Below are 16,520 nucleotides of genomic sequence, written 5' to 3'. Positions count from 1 at the left end.
CCGTCCGGTGCCGGGCGGAACGGACGCTAGCCGGGCAGCCGGGAGGCCTTCCCCGAGCCGTCCCGGGCGACGGCCTTCGCGATCCGCACCGCGTCGAGCGCCATCTCGCGGAGGTTGCCGCTGATCGGGTTCGTGAAGCCGGTGAAGTACAGGCCGGGCGCGCCCTGCGGGCTGCGGGCGCCGTGGACGACGGGCCTGCCGCGGGCGTCGAGCACACCGAGGTGGCCGACCAGGTCCTCCAGGGCGCGGACGTAACCCGTGGCGGCGATCACGGCGTCCGGCGAGATCCGGGTGCCGTCCGTCAGGACGATCTTGCCGCCGTCCTCGAAGTGGTCCACGGCGGCGACCACTTCCACCCTGCCCTTGCGCACGGCGTCGATCAGCCCGACGTCCTGCACCGGGATCGCCCCCTGCTTCACCCTGCTGTACAGCCCGGTGTCCGGGCGCGGCAGCCCGTGCGCCGACAGGTCGGGCATCGTCAGCCTCGCCTGGACCCGGGACATCCGGTCGACCAGCCCGACCGGCAGCCGGCGCACCAGGATGCCGCTGTACTGGGCGGCCCAGCCTGCGGTCGAGCGGCGCAGGATGTGCGGGACGGTGCGCACGGCCAGCCGGACCCGGGAGGCGCCGCTCTCGACGAGGTCCACGGCGATCTCGGCACCGGTGTTGCCGACCCCGACGACGAGGACGTCCCGGCCGGCGTACGGCTCGCCGTTGCGGTACGCGGCGGCGTGCAGGAAGTCACCGGGGTAGGTGTCCCGGCCCGGCCAGTCCGGCACTCGCGGGGTGTGGTTGAAGCCGGTCGCGACGACCACCGCGGCGCCGGTCAGCTCCCGGCCGCCGGTGGCGCGCAGCAGCCAGCCCGTGCCGTCGGGGAGGCGCTCCACGCGGGAGACCTCGACGCCGGTGACGATCTCCATGCGGTGGTGCTCGGCGTACTTCTCCAGGTAGCGCACCACGTCGTCCCGGGACACCCACCGCCCGAACCGGCGCGGCATCGGCAGTCCGGGCAGGGCGGAGAAGCGGCGGGTGGTGTGCAGGTGCAGCCGGTCGTAGTGGCCGCGCCAGGACGCTCCGACCCGGTCGGACTTCTCCAGGACGACGGCCCGTATGCCCCGGGCCCGCAGCGCGTACGCGGCGGCGAGCCCGCCGGGGCCGCCGCCGATGACGTAGACGGGGCGGTCGGGTGGGGGAGGCGCGGAGGAGTGTGTGGGGGATGTGGAGTCGGCCATGAGCGGGAGCGTAATCCCGGACCTGCTTGATGGGTCTCGGTCAAGACCGGAATTGGTTGCGGATTGATCACGGCTGTGCGGGAGGGGTGAGGTGCTGTGCGCGGCGGGGCGGGGTGTTGCGCGAGGCGCTGCGCGAGACCGGGCGTTGTGTGAGACAGGGCGCCGGTGCGGCCTCCGGCGACGGATCGCGGCGGGTCCGGCCCTTGTTGCCGCCCCGTATCTGACATACCGTCAGGTCTCATCGTCGGCGACGCCTCGGGAGCGGCGGCATGGACGCGATCTGGCTCAGTGGAGCGGAATGGCTGGCCGTCCTGCGGATCGGGCTCGGCCTGTGGTGGCTGGAGAGCTGGCGGCACAAGGACCGCACGGCCTGGTTCGAGCGGGGCACGGGCATCGCGTGGGCGGCGGGCATCGCCGAGAAGCACCGCTGGAGCGCGGTCCGTTCGGGGTTCCGGGTGGCCGTCGCCCCGCACCCGCGCGTGATGGCGCACGTCGTCGTCCACGCGGAACTCGCCCTCGGACTGGGCCTCGTCACCGGCTTCCTCACCCCGGTCGCCCTGGCCTGCGGGCTGCTCCTCAACGCCCTCTACTTCACCCTCATGATCCACGACGTGGCCGAGCAGGGGCAGAACTCGATGATGGCGCTGATGTCGGTGGTCGGGCTGTTCGGGATGTCCTGGCAGACGTGGTCCCTGGACAGCGCGCTGGGACTGTTCTGATGGCCGGCCGCTTCGACGTGCCGGAGACCGACCCCTTCACGCGGGCGTACTGGAGCGCGGCCGCCGAGGGCAGGCTGCTGATCCGCCGCTGCCGTGCGTGCGGCCGGGCTCACCACTACCCGCGGGAGTTCTGCCCCCACTGCTGGAGCGAGGACGTGACGTGGGAGACGGCGAGCGGCCGGGCCACGCTCTACACCTGGTCCGTCGTCCACCGCAACGACCTGCCCCCCTTCACGGACCGCACACCCTACGTCGCGGCCGTGGTGGACCTGGCCGAGGGGCCGCGGATGACGACGGAGATCGTGCGGGCGGAGGCGGAGGCGGACGCGGAGGCGGGGGCGGATCTCGCCGGCGGGGTCCCGCCGGAGCTGTCGGCCGGGGCGGCCCTGGAGGTGGTGTTCCGGGAGGGCGTTCCGGTCTTCCGGGTCGTGTCGCCGCCGGCCACGGAACCCGGGCGGCGGCAGGGATGAGCCGTACCCCGCACGCCCGCGGCACCCGAAGCGGCCGCGGGCGTGCGGTACCCGTCGATCAGAGCGCCCCCCGGCGTGCGATCGCTCTGGATGGAGCGCCCCCCGGCGTGCGGTACCTCTCGATCGCGCCGACCCCGATCCCGTAGGCCGGGTCACGGGTTTGAATGGGTTCATGGCCTCCCTACGCGATCCGTCCCTGACCGGCCCCCACGCGGAACTGCACGGCCACGGCCTGACCCTGCGCCCCTGGGACGCCGCCTCGGGCTCCGACGTCGACACCTGGCTGCGCGGGATGCGGGACCCGGAGTTCCGCCGCTGGAACACCCCGCTGCGACTGGTCACCGACCGGGCGAGTGCGCGCGAGTCCCTGCGGGCGCGGGCGCAGAGCGCCACCGAGGGCACCTCCGTCTCCTTCCGCGTCGCGGACGCGCGGACCGGCGAGGCCCTGGGGCACATCGGCGTCAACGAGATCAAGTACCACCTGAAGGTCGCCCGCGTCGGTTACTGGGTCCTGCCCGAGGCCCGGGGCCGGGGCGTCGCCACAGGGGCCCTGCTGCTCGCCGCCGACTGGGCCTTCGCCGAACTCGGTCTGCACCGACTGGAGTTGGATCACGCCGTCGGCCACGAGGTCTCGTGCCGGATAGCGCGGCGGTGCGGTTTCGCGTACGAGGGCACCCTGCGCGGGGCGGTCTTCCAGGAGGGCCGGCACGACGCGTTCCGGGACGCGCACCTGCACGCCCGGCTGGCGACGGACCCGGCCCCGGACCCGGCGGCTCCCTGAGCAGGAGGAGTGACCCGGATCACGCGAGCCGACCGATGAGTTCGTTCCGCCGCGCCGGTCGTATCGGGTGACCACAGAGAAGGGACCACCGAGATGACCGCACCCGTGAAGGGCCCCGCGAGCTACTTCCCCTCCATCGAGCAGAAGTACGGCCGCCCGATCGCCGACTGGCAGGCCCTCATCCGTTCCTCGCCCCTGACCCGCCACATGGAGCTCGTCGCCTGGCTCAAGAGCGAACACGGCCTGGGGCACGGCCACGCCAACGCGCTCGTCGCCCACACCCTCGCCGAGGACAGCGGCAGGTGAGCTGACCGGCGCGGAAAACCGGAGGTGCCGGACGGCGCACCGACGGCACCATGAGGCATGGACACCGATCCCGGAAACGACTCCGAAGCCGACTCCGACACCGACTCCGACTCCGAAGCCGACATCGACTCCGACTCCGACACCGACTCCGACTCCGACACCGACTCCGAAGCCGGCACCGGTTCCCCCACCGGTGCGTGGCGCCTCGCCCACGGGCTCGACGACTTCCTGCTCCGGGCCGGGGACTTCCTGCGGTCCCGCCCGGCCCTGCACACCGTCCCGCTGACCGTCACGGAGACCCTGCGCACCCGAGGGTCACGGGTGTACGGCGACGGCGAGCCGGAGTTCGGCGTGCTGGAGCGGGACGGTGAGGTCCGGGCCGCCTTCTTCCGCACCCCGCCGCACTGGCTGAACCTCACCGCCCTCGCCCCCGGGGAGGCCGACGCCCTCGCGGCGCTGCTGGCCGGCCTCGGCAGGCCCCTGCCCGGCGTGAGCGCCGACCGTGACACCGCTGCCGCGTTCGTCACCGCCTGGCAGCGGCACACGGGCGCGACGGCCGTGCTCCGCCAGCGCCAGCGGCTCTACCGGCTCGGCACGCTGACCGCGCCCCGGCCCCTGCCGCCCGGCAGGCCCCGGACCGCCGTCCGGGCGGATCACGCACTGCTCGTGCGCTGGCACGACGCATTCGCCGAGGAGGCCGGAGCGGGCACCGTCCGGGACTCCGCCGAGTGGGCGGACGCCCGGATCGACAGCGGCGGCATCACTCTCTGGGAGGCCCCCGACGGCACCCCGGTCGCGATGGCCGGCACGGGCCCGCGGGTCGCCGGGCAGGTGCGCGTCGCCGGGGTCTACACCCCGGCCCAGCTGCGCGGCCGTGGCTACGCGGGCGCCGTCACGGCCGAGGTCAGCCGCGCCGCCCTCGCCGCCGGGGCGAGCGAGGTGCTGCTCTTCACGGACCTGGCCAACCCGACCAGCAACGGCCTGTACCAGCGGATCGGGTACCGGCCGGTCGCGGACTTCGCGGTGTACGACTTCGCCTAGGCGGCGAGGGCGGTCCGCGTCAGGCGGCCGGGCGCGCGGGGACCACCCGGATGTTGAACGTGTGGGAGCCGAGCCCGTTCGCGATCCCCATGAACAGCAGCGCGAAGTGCTCCTGGCCGCGTGCGGTGGTGATGCCGCCGAGGTCCAGCCGCGACGACTCGGGCCAGCCGAGGTCGCCGAGCAGCCCGGCGACGGTCCGCTTCGCCTCCGGGTCGTCGCCGGAGAGGAAGACGGTGCTCGGGCCGTCCAGCGCGGCCGGGGCGGTCATCGCGGTGGCGTCCATGGTGCACAGCGTCTTGACCACGGGGGTCAGCGGGAACGCCTCCTGCATCTGTTCGGCCAGGCTGCTGTTGGGATGGGAGAGCTCGGTGAAGTCGTCGGAGAGGCCGACTCCGACGTCGAGCAGCACGGTGCCGGCCAGCGCGGTCGCGCCGATGGAGCGCAGCACCTCCAGGGAGACGGTCCCCGGGGTGGCGTTGACCAGGACCTCCGCATGGGCGGCCGTCTCGTCGAGGCCGGCGACGGGGTGGCCCGTGTCCGTCCGCTCGGCGGGCCGGCGGGAACCGAGGAGTACGTCGTGCCCGGCCGCGCGCCATCCGCCGGCCAGGGCGCGGGCGACATGACCGGTGCCGAGGAATCCGATACGCATGCGGTGAACCTAACGGGCGCCGCGGCCCCGGCGGATCGGGCTCCGGACCGGCCCCGCCCGGCACCACGGACGTAGTCCCACGGACGGACCGCCCTGGGCCCCGCGGCCCCCGTCACGGCCACAGCAACTCCCGGGCCCCGCGGCCTCCGTCCCGCGCACAGCGGTTCCCGGGCCCCGCGGCCTCTGTCCCGCCGGTTCCCGTGGCCCCCGGCGTCGGTCAGGGCCGCAGCGGTTCCCGTGGCCCCCGGTCCCCGTCACGGCCACAGCAACTCTCGCGCCCACCCCGTCTCCCCGCTCTTCGTGCTCTCCGCACTCTCCCCGCTCCCCGCACTCTCCGCGCGCCGGTAGCGGAGCCGGACGTGCCGTCGGCGTTCGTCGCCCTGGAAGAAGTCGGCCTCCTCGGCCCGCAGCCGGTACAGCGTCCAGGAGGGCACCGGTGCCTCCGGCTCCCGCGCGGCCCGCTCCCACGCCGCGTCCGAGGCCCGGTTCAGTTCCTCCAGCGAGCCGAGGAGCTCGCTCTGCCGCCCGGTCAGGGCTGCGGCCAGCGCCCCTGTCGAGCGGGCGTGGAGGTCACCCTGGGACTCCGCCGAGGGGGCCGCCGAGACAGGGCCGCGGATACGCACCTGGCGGCCCAGTACCGGCCAGTAGAAGCCGAGCGCGGCGTACGGGCGGCCGGTGAGGTGGCGGCCCTTGCGGCTGCCGGCGTGGGACGCGAACGACCAGCCCTCGTCGTCCGCGCCGTGCAGCATCACGATCCGCACGTCGGGCAGGCCCGAGGCGTCCGCGGTGGCCAGGGACATGGTGTGCGGCTCGGGCTGCCCGGCCGCCACCGCCTGCGCGAACCACTCGGCGAACAGGGGCAGGGGCGCCTCGGGGGCGGTGGCCGGGTCGAAGGGCCGCAGGTCCGTGGTCTCCGGGTCCCACACCCGCAGCGACCTCAGCAGCTCGTGAAGATCGGTTGCCATGCCCCGATTGTCACCGCTCCCCGGGCTCAGGGGACCGTCACCGCTCCCCGGGGCCTCGTCTCGTCATCGCTCCCGGCCCCCCGGGGCTCACACCTGTCCCAGGTCCGAGGAGACCCACCGCTCCGGCCGCATCGTCAGCACGAGCTGCTCCCCGTGGTTCTTCCAGGCGAAGTCCACGTAGCCGTCGACCTTCTCGGCCGGCAGATAGCGCGCCGAGATCTCCCGGAGCTGTTCGAGGGTCGCGGGGGCCGTGCCGACCACCGGGCCCTCCACGGACACGTACCGGATCGTGGGCTCCACCCGGTCCACCATCAGGGAGAACCGGCCCGCCGCGCTGATCAGCTCGTTCTTCCGGGAGTCCAGCCCGGTCATGATCCAGATGTCGCCGCCGGGCTCGTACTGGTACCAGATCGGCACGGTCAGCGGGGCGCGGCCCGCCCCCGCGTCGACCGCGAGCGCCGCGATGTGCGGCTCGGCCAGGAACTGTTCACGTTCGTCGCGGGACAGGGCCACCACGGTCTCCTTCGGCAGAACGGTCGCTTCCCGGGTCAACGCCCGTACGCGGCCGTGGTGTTCCCTCCGGATCTCCCCGCGCGTGCCGACCGGTCACCCCGCCCCGAGCACCACCGTTCCCGACGAGCAGAACCAGCCTCCCGTCCCCGACGCCACCGCCAGCCGCGGCAGCGACCCGTCGGCGCGCCGCACCTGCCGGTCCCCGCACTCCCCGCGCAGCTGCCGCACCGCCTCCACCAGCAGGAACAGCCCGCGCATCCCGGGGTGCTGGGCCGACAGGCCGCCCCCGTCGGTGTTCACCGGCAGCGCTCCGCCCCGCACCAGCAGCCGGTCCCCGCCGACGAACGCGCCGCCCTCGCCCTTCGCGCAGAAGCCGAGGTCCTCCAGCGTCACCAGGGTCATGTAGGTGAACGCGTCGTAGAGCTCGGCGACATCGATCTCCGAGGGGCGCACTCCCGCCCGTGCGAAGGCCAGCCGTCCGCTGACCGCCGCCGGTGACACCGTGAAGTCCGGCCAGTCGGACATCGAGGCGTGGGAGACGGCCTCTCCGCTGCCCAGCACCCACACCGGCCGGGTCCGGCAGTCGCGCACGTACTCCTCCGCCACCAGCAGTACCGCCGCGCCGCCGTCGGAGCGGACGCAGCAGTGCAGTTTCGTGAAGGGGTCCGCGATCATCGGGCCGGCGGCGACCTCGTCCACCGTGACCGGGGTGCGGAACAGGGCCTCGGGGTTGAGGGCCGCGTTCGCCCGGGCCTGGACCGCCACCTGGGCCAGCTGCTCGATCGTCGTGCCGTACTCGATCATGTGCCGGCGGGCCGCCATGGCGTACTTCGCGATCAGCGTGTGGCCGTAGGGGACCTCGAACTGGGCGGGGCCGCGCGAGCCGAAGGACAGGGTTCCGGTGCGGCGGCCCGCCCGGACGTCCGCGCGGGCCGTGGAGCCGTAGGCGAGCAGCACCGCCCGGGCGTGCCCGGCCGCGACGGCGTCGGCCGCGTGGGCGGCCATGACCTCCCAGGTGGAGCCGCCGACCGAGGTGGAGTCGACCCAGGTGGGGCGCAGGCCCAGGTACGCGGCGACCTCCACGGGCGCCAGCGTGCCCAGGCCGGCCGAGGCGAAGCCGTCGATCAGCGACCGGTCCAGGCCCGCGTCGGCGAGGGCACGCCGGGCCGCCTGGGCGTGCAGGGCGTACGGGGTCACGTCGTCCACGCGGCCGCAGTCCGACAGGGCCACGCCGACGACGGCCACCTTCCTCCGGGCCACCATGAACCTGACGGTACATCAGATCCAGCTGCCGGCGGGAGGTGCAGAACCCTGGGCATCACCGCCACCCGCCCCTAATATGACGATCCGTCAGATGCGGAGGAAGGTAGCTCATGGACGCCCGTTTCACCGCCGAACAGGCCGAGATCCGCCGCACTCTGCGCGACCTGCTCCGCAAGCGGTGCGGCCCCGAGGAGCTGCGGGCCGCCGTCGACACCCCCGCCGGGCACGACCCGGCCCTGTGGACCGCCCTCGCCACCCACCTGGGCCTGCCCGGCCTGGCCCTCCCCGAGGCCCACGGCGGTGCCGGCTGCACGGTCACCGAACTGGCTCTGGCCTGCGAGGAGACGGGCCGGGCCCTGGCGCCCTCCCCGCTGCTCGCCACGGCCGTCCTGGCCGCCCCGCTGCTGCTCGCCCTGGGCACCGGTGCCCAGCGCGATGCGCTCCTGCCCCGGATCGCCGGTGGCGGGCTCACGGCCGCCCTCGCCGTACCGGGCCCGGCCCTCGCCACCGCCCTCGCGCTCACCGGCCACGACCCGGGCGGGGCGTGGGCGGGCGGTGGCCGGGCCGGAGGCGTCCAGGCCCGGCGGGCGGACGGTGTCTGGCGGCTGTACGGGCAGGTGGACCAGGTCCTCGACGGGCACAGCGCCGACCTCCTGCTGGTCGCCGCGCACGCCGGCGGCTTCGCCCGCTCCCGGGTGCTGCTCTTCCTCGTCGACGCGGGCGCGGCCGGTCTCACCCGGGTCCGGCGGACCGCCCTCGACGCCACTCGCCCGCAGGCCCGGATCGAACTGCGCGAGGTGAAGGCCGAGTTGCTCGGGCGGGACGGCGACGACGGGCCCGGCGCCCTCGCGCGGGCCGGCGACGGCGCCGCCGCCTGTCTCGCCGCCGAGGCGGTGGGCGCCGCGGAGCGGATGCTGGAACGGACCGTCGAGTACGTGGGGCGGCGCGAGCAGTTCGGACGGCCGATCGGCTCCTTCCAGGCGGTCAAGCACCGGCTGGCGGACGTCCACGTCCAGGTGCAGGCGGCCCGGTCGGCGGCGTACTACGCGGCCTGGGCCGCCGCCCGCGGGGAGGCGGCCGGCGGTCTCGCCCTCGCGCAGGCGCTGGACGCCCTGCGCCGCGCCGCCGCCGAGGGCGTCCAGCTGCACGGGGGCATTGGCTTCACCTGGGAACACGAGGCTCATCTGTACGTCAAGCGCGCCGCGGGCGACGCGTTGCTGTTCGGGCCGGTCCACCGGCTGCGGGCGCACGCGGCCGACGCGGCCCACGTCTTCGAGGAGGCCGGCTGATGGCGAGCGCCGTGCGGTTCGTGCAGAAGGTGTCCGCCACCCCGGGCTTCGCGCGGGTGGCGCCGTACGTCTTCCCGGCCCTGGACCGGGCCGTGCACCGGCTCACCCGGGGAAAGGTGCTGCTCAGCGCGCAGCTGCTGCCGGGCGTGGTGCTGACCTCGACCGGGGCGCGCAGCGGACTGCCCCGCCGCACACCGCTGGCCTGCATGCCGGAGGACGGCGGGCGCGGCTGGATCCTGGTCGGGTCCAACTTCGGGCGGCCGGGGCACCCCGCCTGGAGCCACAACCTGCTCGCCCATCCCGACGCGGAGATCAGCTGGAAGGGCCGGGACATCCCGGTCACGGCCCGGCTGCTGGCGGGGGAGGAACGGGCGGCGGCCTGGCAGGCGGTGCTGGCGTTCTGGCCGCCGTACGCGGCCTACCAGGCCCGGGTGGACCGGGAGATCCGGGTGTTCCGGCTCGTCCGGCGCTGAGACGGCAGGGCGGCAGGGCGCCGAAGAGCACGACAGGCGGCCGTCCACCGAGGTGAACCGCCGCCTGCCAGACAGGACTTGGGAAAAGGGGAGAGGGCCGCCGTGACCGGCTACTTCGTCGGCTTTCTCCCCGTGACGCCCAGGTGCACCAACAGTGCGAGGTTCGGCTTCAGTTCGGCCTGCTTCACGCCCCAGGAGGAGAAGCCCTTCTGGTGCGAGGCGACGGCCGCGAGCATCGCCACCAGCGAACCGGCGACGGCCGCCGGGTTCACGTCCTTGTCGACGCGGCCCTTGGCCTGGAGCTCGGCGACGGCGTCCGCGAGGGAGTTGTTCACCGAGTTGAGGATCTTCATGCGGAGCTTGTAGAAGCGCTTGTCGCCCTCGGCGGCACCGAGATCGACCACCCGGAGGATGGCGTCGTTCTTGCGCCAGAACTCCAGGAACCCGTCGACCAGTTCCTGCGCCGTCTGCCAGCCGGCCTTCCCGGCCCAGGAGCGGCCCTCCAGCAGCTCGGTCAACGACGCGCCCTCGGCCGCCATTTGCTCGGCGATCTCCAGGACGGCGCCCTCGACGTCCGGGAAGTACTGGTAGAAGGTCGCGGGCGAAGTACCCGCCTTCCGGGCGACATCGATGACTTTGACGTCCCGGTACGGGGAGGAGCTGAGCATCTCGCTGAGGCAGTCGAGCAGCTTCTGCCGGGTCGCCTGCCCACGCCGGCCGGCCACGCGGCCGTCGACGGTACGCACTTGTCCTGTCATGCCGTCAGCTTACCGAGGCGTGATCGGGGCGCGATTCGGCCGACTGCAAATGGGGTGTGAGGGGGTGCGGAGGCTGGTGTGCCTGGTCTGCGGGGTGCGCCGGTCGCGGTTACGTTGGCGGTATGGCCGAAAACAGGGCATCGGTGTACGCAGAGGGCGTTCCCTGCTGGGTGGACGCGCAGCTTCCCGACGTCGAGGCGGGCAAGCGCTTCTACGGTGAACTCTTCGGGTGGACCTTCGAGGACTGGTTCGGGCCCTTCACACGGGCGCTGAAGGATGGTGAACCGGTGGCCGCGCTGGTCCGCAAGATGGACGGCCGGCTCCCCACCGTCTGGACGGTGTACTTCTCCACCCCGGACGCCCGGGCCCTGGTCCGGCGGGTCCAGGCGGCCGGCGGGCAGGTCGTCCAGTCGCCGGTGCCGGCCGCCGAGCTGGGCGTCACCGCGCTGGTCACCGACCCGGACGGGGCCGTCTTCGCCCTGTGGCAGCCGCGCGAGCACCCCGGGTTCGGCCGACGGCACGAGCCGGGCGCCTTCGCCTGGGCCGAGCTGTACGCCCGGGACACCGAGGCGGCCAACACCTTCTACGGCGACCTCTTCCACGAGGCCCTGTTCGGGCCGGAGGCCGAGCCCGACTTCGGCCGTGCCCCGGTCTCCGACGTCTTCCCGGCCGAGATGCCGCCCCACTTCCTGGTGCACTTCGCCGTCGAGGACGTCCCGGCCGCGCTGGAGGAGGTGACCCGGCTCGGCGGGCGGGTCCAGGCCCCGCCGTTCGAGACCTCGTACGGCACCGTGGCCGTCGTCACGGACGACCAGGGGGCGTCCTTCGCGCTGCTGCGCCGCTGAGCGGACCCCCACTGGTCATGTTTCATCCCTGTATGACCGGAGACACCCCAATGGTCACCGGGTTCGCCACCACGGCTTTGGCCAGGAAGAATCGGGGTGCGTGCCGCCATGGCGGTGCGGTGGTGAGACGCTGCACGGGGTCGCGTGGAAGATGTGGCTTGGCGCGGCTCGTACGGGGAGGTGGCAGGCAGAGTGGTGGATCAGCTGACGCAGCACGATCCGCGGCGGATCGGGCCGTTCGAGGTGCTGGGACGGCTGGGTGCCGGCGGCATGGGGCTGGTCTATCTCGCGCGCTCGGCGTCCGGCCGGCGCGTGGCGATCAAGACCGTCCGCACGGAGCTGGCCGAGGACCAGCTGTTCCGGGTCCGCTTCACCCGCGAGGTGGAGGCGGCCCGGGCCGTCTCCGGCTTCTACACGGCCGCCGTCGTGGACGCCGACCCGCGTGCCGCCGTGCCGTGGCTGGCCACCGCGTACGTCCCCGCGCCCTCCCTGGAAGAGATAGTGAACGACTGCGGGCCGCTCCCGGCCCAGGCGGTGCGCTGGCTCGCCGCGGGCGTGGCCGAGGCGCTGCAGTCCATCCACGGGGCCGGTCTGGTGCACCGGGACCTGAAACCGTCGAACGTCCTGGTCGTCGAGGACGGTCCGCGGGTCATCGACTTCGGTATCGCGTCCGGCGTCTCGAACACGCGTTTGACGATGACGAACGTGGCCGTCGGCACACCCGCCTACATGTCCCCCGAGCAGGCCAAGGACTCGCGCAGCGTCACGGGCGCGAGCGACGTCTTCTCGCTCGGCTCCATGCTCGTCTTCGCCGCCACCGGCCACCCGCCCTTCCACGGCGCCAACCCGGTCGAGACCGTCTTCATGCTGCTGCGCGAGGGCCCGGACCTCGAAGGGCTCCCGGACGAGCTGCGGCCGCTCATCGAGTCCTGCATGCAGATGGACCCCACGGCCCGCCCGAACCCGGCCGACCTCCAGGCGCAGCTCGCCCCGCACCTGTTCGGCTCCGGCTCCGACGACAGCGGCACCGCGTCGGCGTGGCTGCCCGAGCGGGCCGTGGGCCTGATCGAGTCCCGCCGCAACGGCCGCCCGGCCGGCAAGCCCGCCGCCGGCCCCGGCCGCAGCGGCGGCGGCCGCCCCGCCCCGGGCCCGGCGCCCATCCCGCCCCCGCCCTCCCACGACCCCGTCGTCCCGGCGCCCGCGCCGGTGCCCGCCCCGGTCGGCGGCCCCGACACGGGCCCCGTGCGGCTGGCCGGCGCCCAGGTGCCCATCGGCCCGGGCCCGCGCGTCGCCGACGTCCGTGCCGCCGCCGTCAAGGCACCCCCTCCGGAGGCCGCCCTCGCCGCCTCCTGGTCCAAGCCCCGTCCCGGCGTCAACGGCACCGACCCCGCCGTGGGCCCGGCCGTGGCCGCGCCCCCGGCCCCGGCCGCGCCGCCCGAGCAGGCCGGCGGCTGGCGCCCCTGGCGCTTCCGCATGTCCAACGACGTCTGGGGCACCCCCTCGGTCGCCGGCGACCTGGTCTACGTCACCTCCTTCGAGGTGCACGCGCTGGACGTGGCCACCGGCCGCCGCCGCTTCAAGACGCGGGACGTCGCCTGGTCCATGGCCGTCTCGGACGGCCGGATCCACGCCTCCGACGGGCCCACCCTGTTCGCCCTGGACGCCCGCGAGGGCGGCGACCTGTGGCGCCTGCAGACGGACGCCTGGGTCTACTCGCTCAAGGCCGGCCGCGGCACCGTCGTCACCGGCACCCGGGGTGGCGGCGTCCAGGGCTGGGAGGCCTCCAGCGGCCAGAAGCTGTGGGAGATCACCGGCTGCCAGACCGACTTCGAGTCCCCCGAGGCCGGGCCCGCCCTGCACGACGGCACGGTCTACGTGTGGCAGGACGCCCGGCTGCGCGCCCTGGACGCCCGCACCGGCGACGAGCGCTGGTCGTACCCGATCGGCGACGCGGCCTCCTGCGGCGGCGTCCCGGTCCGGCTGATCCAGGCGCCCGACGGGTACGTGTACGTCTGCGCCGGCACCCGCGTCCTCGCTCTGGACGTGGCCGCCGGGCACGTGCGGTGGCACTTCGAGGCCCCGGCCGTCTTCCTCTCCCCGCCCACCTTCGTCCCGGGCCCGGCCGTCACCGGCGGCGGCGTCTACCTCGCCGACTACCTGGGCACGGTCTACGCCCTCGACGCCACCGACGGGCGCGACCGCTGGCGCATCGCCACCGAGGCCCGCTCCTCCGTCGAGCCGGTCCTGGTCGCCGCCGGCCACGTCCACGTGGGCAGCGGCAAGGGCCTCTACACGCTGGACGCGGTCACCGGCACGCCGAAGTGGCGCTTCCAGGCGGGCGGCGACATCGTCGGCGCCCCCTCGGTCGCCGAGGGCCGCATCCACTTCGGCTCCACCGACCACCTGCTCTACACCCTGAAGGCCGACGACGGCCGGCTGCGCTGGAAGCTCGCCACCGGCGGCGAGATCACCGGTTCCCCGGTCGTCCGGGACGGCGTGGTGTACGCGTGCAGCAAGGACCGCTGCGTGTACGCGCTGGACGCGGAGAAGGGCACGGGCACGGCGCGCACCGCCTGACGCGCCCGGGACGGCCGTCGCACCGGCGCACGGAAGGGGATCCGGACGGCGGCCGTCGCTCGGGGGAGCGGCCCGTTCACCGCCCTCACCCGAGACGCTACGCCGGGTGCGCACCGGTCGCCACGCGGTGGGACGACCGTGACGGGTGATGGGTGGGGTGACGGGTGACGGGGTGGCAGGTGGCGGCACGGCCCCGGAGGACGGCTTCCCTACCGCGGCCGGTACTCCCGGCGCCGTGCGGCGAACAGCCGGGCCTGCTCCTCGGCCGTCGCGTTGCCCAGTGCGATGAGGTGCGGTGCCTGCGCCACCCCCTGGGCGCGGCCCGCCTCGCTCGCGGCCCACAGCGCCCGCACGGTCCCCTCCACGGCCCGGGCCGGATGGCCGGCGACGACGGCGGCGCACGCCGTCGCCGCCTCCAGCGCCCCGCCCTCCGGGACCAGTTCGGACACGAGCCCCACCTCGTACGCGCGCCGTGCCGAGATCCGCTCGGCCGTGCCCATCAGCGCCATCCGCGCGATCTCCCCGTACGGCGCGCGCTGCGCCATGAGGACGGACTCGTAGGCGCTGACCATGCCGTAGGTGGTGTGCGGGTCGAAGAAGGCGGCCGTGGTGTCGGCGACGACGAACTCCGCCTCCCCGAGCAGGTAGAAGGCGCCGCCGCAGGCCATCCCGCGTACGGCGGCGACGACCGGCTTCCACAGGTCGTTCGCCTTCGGCCCGACACCGAGCAGCGGGTCGTCCTGCGCGTACGGCGAGCCGGGCTGCGGCACCACGGCGTCCCGGTCGATGCCCGTGCAGAAGGCGCGCTCCCCGGCGCCGGTGAGGACGATCGCCCGCACGCCGTCGTCGAAGCGCAACTCCTGCCAGGTGGAGACGAGTTCGTCGGCCATGGCGAGGTCGATGGCGTTGAGCCGCTCGGGCCGGTTCAGGGTGACCACGGCGACCCCGCTGGCGCGGTCGGCCTCGACCAGCACGGCGCTCACGGCCGCTCCGGAACCCATCGCGGCAGGCCGCCGGCGAAGGCGACCTGCACCCGCGCGCCGATGCGCAGCCGGCCGGCGGGCAGGGAGCCGAGTGCCGCGCCCGGCTCCGCGACCAGGTTCCCGACGAGCCGGATGCGCGGCGCCTCGTCGAGGGCCACGACGACCACGTTGTACGGCGCCAGCGCCGCGTAGTCGGGCAGCAGCGGTGGATGGGCGACGACGTACGACCAGACGCGGCCCCGGCCGGACATGCGGCGCCAGTCGGCCGCGAAGGACTGGCAGTGGGGGCAGCAGGGCCGGGGCGGGAAACGCAGTTCGCCGCAGCCGGCACAGGCCTGGATCCGCAGTTCGCCCCGGGCGGCGTACTCCCAGAAGGGGGCGCCGTCGGTGTCGGTGACGGGACGCAGCATCTCAACTCCTCAGCAGCAGGGCGGAGGTCGGGACGCCCTCACCGGCCGTGACCAGGCACGTCCTGGCGCCCGGCACCTGCGCGGTGCTGGTCCCGCGCAGCTGCTTCACCCCTTCGGTGATCAGGTTGAAGCCGTGCACGTACGCCTCGGACAGCCCGCCCCCGCCGGTGTTCAGCGGCAGCAGCCCGCCGGTCTCCAGCGCCCCGCCCTCGGTGAACGCCCCGCCCTCGCCGCGCCCGCAGAAGCCGTAGCCCTCCAGGGAGAGCAGGACCAGGGGCGTGAAGGCGTCGTAGATCTGGGCGACGTCCACGTCCTCGGGGGTCAGGTCGGCGTGCTTCCACAGGTGCCGGGCGGCGCTCCAGGCCGGGCCGGTGAGGGGGTCGTCGTTCCAGTAGTTGACCATGCCGTGGTGCTGGGCGGGCAGCGCCTGGGCGGCGGAGTGGACGTAGACGGGCGTGCGGCGGCAGTCGCGGGCGCGTTCGGCGGAGACCACGACACAGGCCAGTGCCCCGTCCGTCTCCAGGCAGTTGTCGAAGAGGCAGAGCGGCTCGCTGATCCACCGGGAGGTCATGTACATCTCGCGGGTCAGGGGCCGGTCGTACATGATCGCGTCCGGATTCTGGTTGGCGCGGTTGCGGCAGGCCAGGGCGACGTTGAAGAGGTGGTCCCGGGTGGCCCCGTACTCGTGGAGGTAGCGGCGGGCGAGCATCGCGATCTCGTCGACCGGCCGGAGCAGCCCGAACGGCCGGGTCCACTGGGCCGGAGTCGGCAGCTGCACGGAGGTGTCGGTCCACGGCCGGGGCCCGCTGCCCCGCTTGCGCGACCGCCAGGCGACCCCCACGCTCGCCTGTCCACCGGCGACGGCGGCGGCCAGGTGCGCGACGGTCGCGCACGAACCACCGCCCCCGTAGCCGACCTTGCTGAAGAAGGTGAGGTCGCCGAAGCCGCAGGCCTTGGCCAGTTCGACCTCGTCCGTCTCCTCCATGGTGTAGGAGGCGAGCGCGTCGACCTCGCCGGGCGCGATCCCGGCGTCGTCCAGGGCCGCCAGCACGGCACGGCAGGCGAGGGTGCGTTCGTCCTCGGGCAGCCGCTTGGCGAAGGGCGTCTGGCCGATGCCGACCAGTGCGGTGGCGTCCTTGATGCTGCCCGGTCCTGCTGCCATGCCGCGCGCACCTCCGGCCCGTGACCATCGCTGACAGTCCGTCAGATTACCGCTAATCTGACGGTCAGTCAGCTCCGAGTTCGC

At 74.3% G+C, this 16,520-nt stretch carries 18 protein-coding genes; 9 read left to right on the top strand and 9 right to left on the bottom strand.

The window, feature by feature from the left end:
* Nucleotides 1–26: 26 nt before the first annotated feature.
* A complete protein-coding gene (locus ACIGAQ_RS31540) occupies nt 27–1,232 on the bottom strand; it encodes a flavin-containing monooxygenase (protein ID WP_399788987.1) in 1,206 nt (401 codons plus the stop codon).
* Between the two features lie 269 nt (nt 1,233–1,501).
* On the opposite strand from ACIGAQ_RS31540, the gene ACIGAQ_RS31535 reads away from it, so the two are divergent.
* The 5 genes from ACIGAQ_RS31535 (at nt 1,502) to ACIGAQ_RS31515 (ending at nt 4,549) form a co-directional block, all read left to right on the top strand.
* Complete coding sequence (locus ACIGAQ_RS31535) at nt 1,502–1,951, top strand: DoxX family protein (protein ID WP_399788984.1); 450 nt, start codon at nt 1,502–1,504, stop codon at nt 1,949–1,951.
* Nucleotides 1,951–2,421: a Zn-ribbon domain-containing OB-fold protein gene (locus ACIGAQ_RS31530; protein ID WP_399788981.1), complete on the top strand. Its 471-nt coding sequence runs from the start codon at nt 1,951–1,953 to the stop codon at nt 2,419–2,421. Before ACIGAQ_RS31535 ends, ACIGAQ_RS31530 begins: the two co-directional genes overlap by 1 nt.
* A gap of 172 nt (nt 2,422–2,593) precedes the next feature.
* The gene (locus ACIGAQ_RS31525) at nt 2,594–3,202 is read left to right on the top strand and encodes a GNAT family N-acetyltransferase (protein WP_399788978.1); all 609 of its coding nucleotides are present in this window, start codon (nt 2,594–2,596) and stop codon (nt 3,200–3,202) included.
* 93 nt (nt 3,203–3,295) lie between these two features.
* A complete protein-coding gene (locus ACIGAQ_RS31520) occupies nt 3,296–3,508 on the top strand; it encodes a DUF4287 domain-containing protein (protein WP_399788975.1) in 213 nt (70 codons plus the stop codon).
* A gap of 57 nt (nt 3,509–3,565) precedes the next feature.
* Nucleotides 3,566–4,549 carry a GNAT family N-acetyltransferase gene (locus ACIGAQ_RS31515; protein ID WP_399788972.1) on the top strand — a complete coding sequence of 328 codons (984 nt, stop codon included), beginning with the start codon at nt 3,566–3,568 and terminating at the stop codon, nt 4,547–4,549.
* A gap of 19 nt (nt 4,550–4,568) precedes the next feature.
* Here the strand turns inward: ACIGAQ_RS31515 and ACIGAQ_RS31510 are convergent, their stop codons facing one another.
* The 4 genes from ACIGAQ_RS31510 to ACIGAQ_RS31495 form a co-directional block, all read right to left on the bottom strand.
* Nucleotides 4,569–5,198, bottom strand: coding sequence for an NADPH-dependent F420 reductase (locus tag ACIGAQ_RS31510; protein ID WP_399788969.1), 630 nt, complete (start codon nt 5,196–5,198; stop codon nt 4,569–4,571).
* 254 nt (nt 5,199–5,452) lie between these two features.
* The gene (locus ACIGAQ_RS31505) at nt 5,453–6,163 is read right to left on the bottom strand and encodes a pyridoxal 5'-phosphate synthase (RefSeq protein ID WP_399788966.1); all 711 of its coding nucleotides are present in this window, start codon (nt 6,161–6,163) and stop codon (nt 5,453–5,455) included.
* Nucleotides 6,164–6,250: 87 nt separating this feature from the next.
* Complete coding sequence (locus ACIGAQ_RS31500) at nt 6,251–6,676, bottom strand: pyridoxamine 5'-phosphate oxidase family protein (protein ID WP_311681487.1); 426 nt, start codon at nt 6,674–6,676, stop codon at nt 6,251–6,253.
* 93 nt (nt 6,677–6,769) lie between these two features.
* A complete protein-coding gene (locus ACIGAQ_RS31495) occupies nt 6,770–7,939 on the bottom strand; it encodes a thiolase C-terminal domain-containing protein (protein WP_399788963.1) in 1,170 nt (389 codons plus the stop codon).
* Nucleotides 7,940–8,049: 110 nt separating this feature from the next.
* Here ACIGAQ_RS31495 and ACIGAQ_RS31490 point away from each other — a divergent pair, with 110 nt between their 5' ends.
* Together ACIGAQ_RS31490 and ACIGAQ_RS31485 are read left to right on the top strand one after the other, a co-directional pair.
* On the top strand, nt 8,050–9,228 hold the full coding sequence (locus ACIGAQ_RS31490; RefSeq protein ID WP_399788960.1) for an acyl-CoA dehydrogenase family protein: 1,179 nt from the start codon (nt 8,050–8,052) through the stop codon (nt 9,226–9,228).
* Nucleotides 9,228–9,701, top strand: a complete 474-nt coding sequence (locus tag ACIGAQ_RS31485; RefSeq protein WP_399788957.1) for a nitroreductase family deazaflavin-dependent oxidoreductase — start codon at nt 9,228–9,230, stop codon at nt 9,699–9,701. The genes ACIGAQ_RS31490 and ACIGAQ_RS31485 overlap by 1 nt, the downstream gene beginning before the upstream one ends.
* Before the next feature lie 110 nt (nt 9,702–9,811).
* Here the strand turns inward: ACIGAQ_RS31485 and ACIGAQ_RS31480 are convergent, their stop codons facing one another.
* Complete coding sequence (locus ACIGAQ_RS31480; RefSeq protein ID WP_094056989.1) at nt 9,812–10,459, bottom strand: TetR family transcriptional regulator; 648 nt, start codon at nt 10,457–10,459, stop codon at nt 9,812–9,814.
* A gap of 122 nt (nt 10,460–10,581) precedes the next feature.
* Between ACIGAQ_RS31480 and ACIGAQ_RS31475 the strand changes: the two genes are divergently transcribed.
* Nucleotides 10,582–11,304 carry a VOC family protein gene (locus tag ACIGAQ_RS31475; RefSeq protein ID WP_311681492.1) on the top strand — a complete coding sequence of 241 codons (723 nt, stop codon included), beginning with the start codon at nt 10,582–10,584 and terminating at the stop codon, nt 11,302–11,304.
* Nucleotides 11,305–11,496: 192 nt separating this feature from the next.
* Complete coding sequence (locus ACIGAQ_RS31470) at nt 11,497–13,881, top strand: PQQ-binding-like beta-propeller repeat protein (protein WP_399788953.1); 2,385 nt, start codon at nt 11,497–11,499, stop codon at nt 13,879–13,881.
* 209 nt (nt 13,882–14,090) lie between these two features.
* Here ACIGAQ_RS31470 and ACIGAQ_RS31465 read toward each other — a convergent pair whose 3' ends face one another.
* The 3 genes from ACIGAQ_RS31465 to ACIGAQ_RS31455 are packed head-to-tail and all read right to left on the bottom strand — an operon-like array spanning nt 14,091 to nt 16,436.
* The gene (locus tag ACIGAQ_RS31465; RefSeq protein WP_311681494.1) at nt 14,091–14,882 is read right to left on the bottom strand and encodes an enoyl-CoA hydratase/isomerase family protein; all 792 of its coding nucleotides are present in this window, start codon (nt 14,880–14,882) and stop codon (nt 14,091–14,093) included.
* The gene (locus ACIGAQ_RS31460; RefSeq protein WP_311681496.1) at nt 14,861–15,274 is read right to left on the bottom strand and encodes an OB-fold domain-containing protein; all 414 of its coding nucleotides are present in this window, start codon (nt 15,272–15,274) and stop codon (nt 14,861–14,863) included. The genes ACIGAQ_RS31465 and ACIGAQ_RS31460 overlap by 22 nt, the downstream gene beginning before the upstream one ends.
* A 1-nt stretch (nt 15,275) precedes the next feature.
* Nucleotides 15,276–16,436 carry a lipid-transfer protein gene (locus ACIGAQ_RS31455; protein ID WP_311681497.1) on the bottom strand — a complete coding sequence of 387 codons (1,161 nt, stop codon included), beginning with the start codon at nt 16,434–16,436 and terminating at the stop codon, nt 15,276–15,278.
* Nucleotides 16,437–16,520: the final 84 nt, after the last annotated feature.

The sequence above is a fragment of the Streptomyces sp. NPDC085932 genome, assembly GCF_044540525.1.
In the GTDB taxonomy this organism is placed as follows: Bacteria; Actinomycetota; Actinomycetes; order Streptomycetales; family Streptomycetaceae; genus Streptomyces; species Streptomyces levis.
This window is presented reverse-complemented; position numbering and strand designations above follow the sequence as displayed.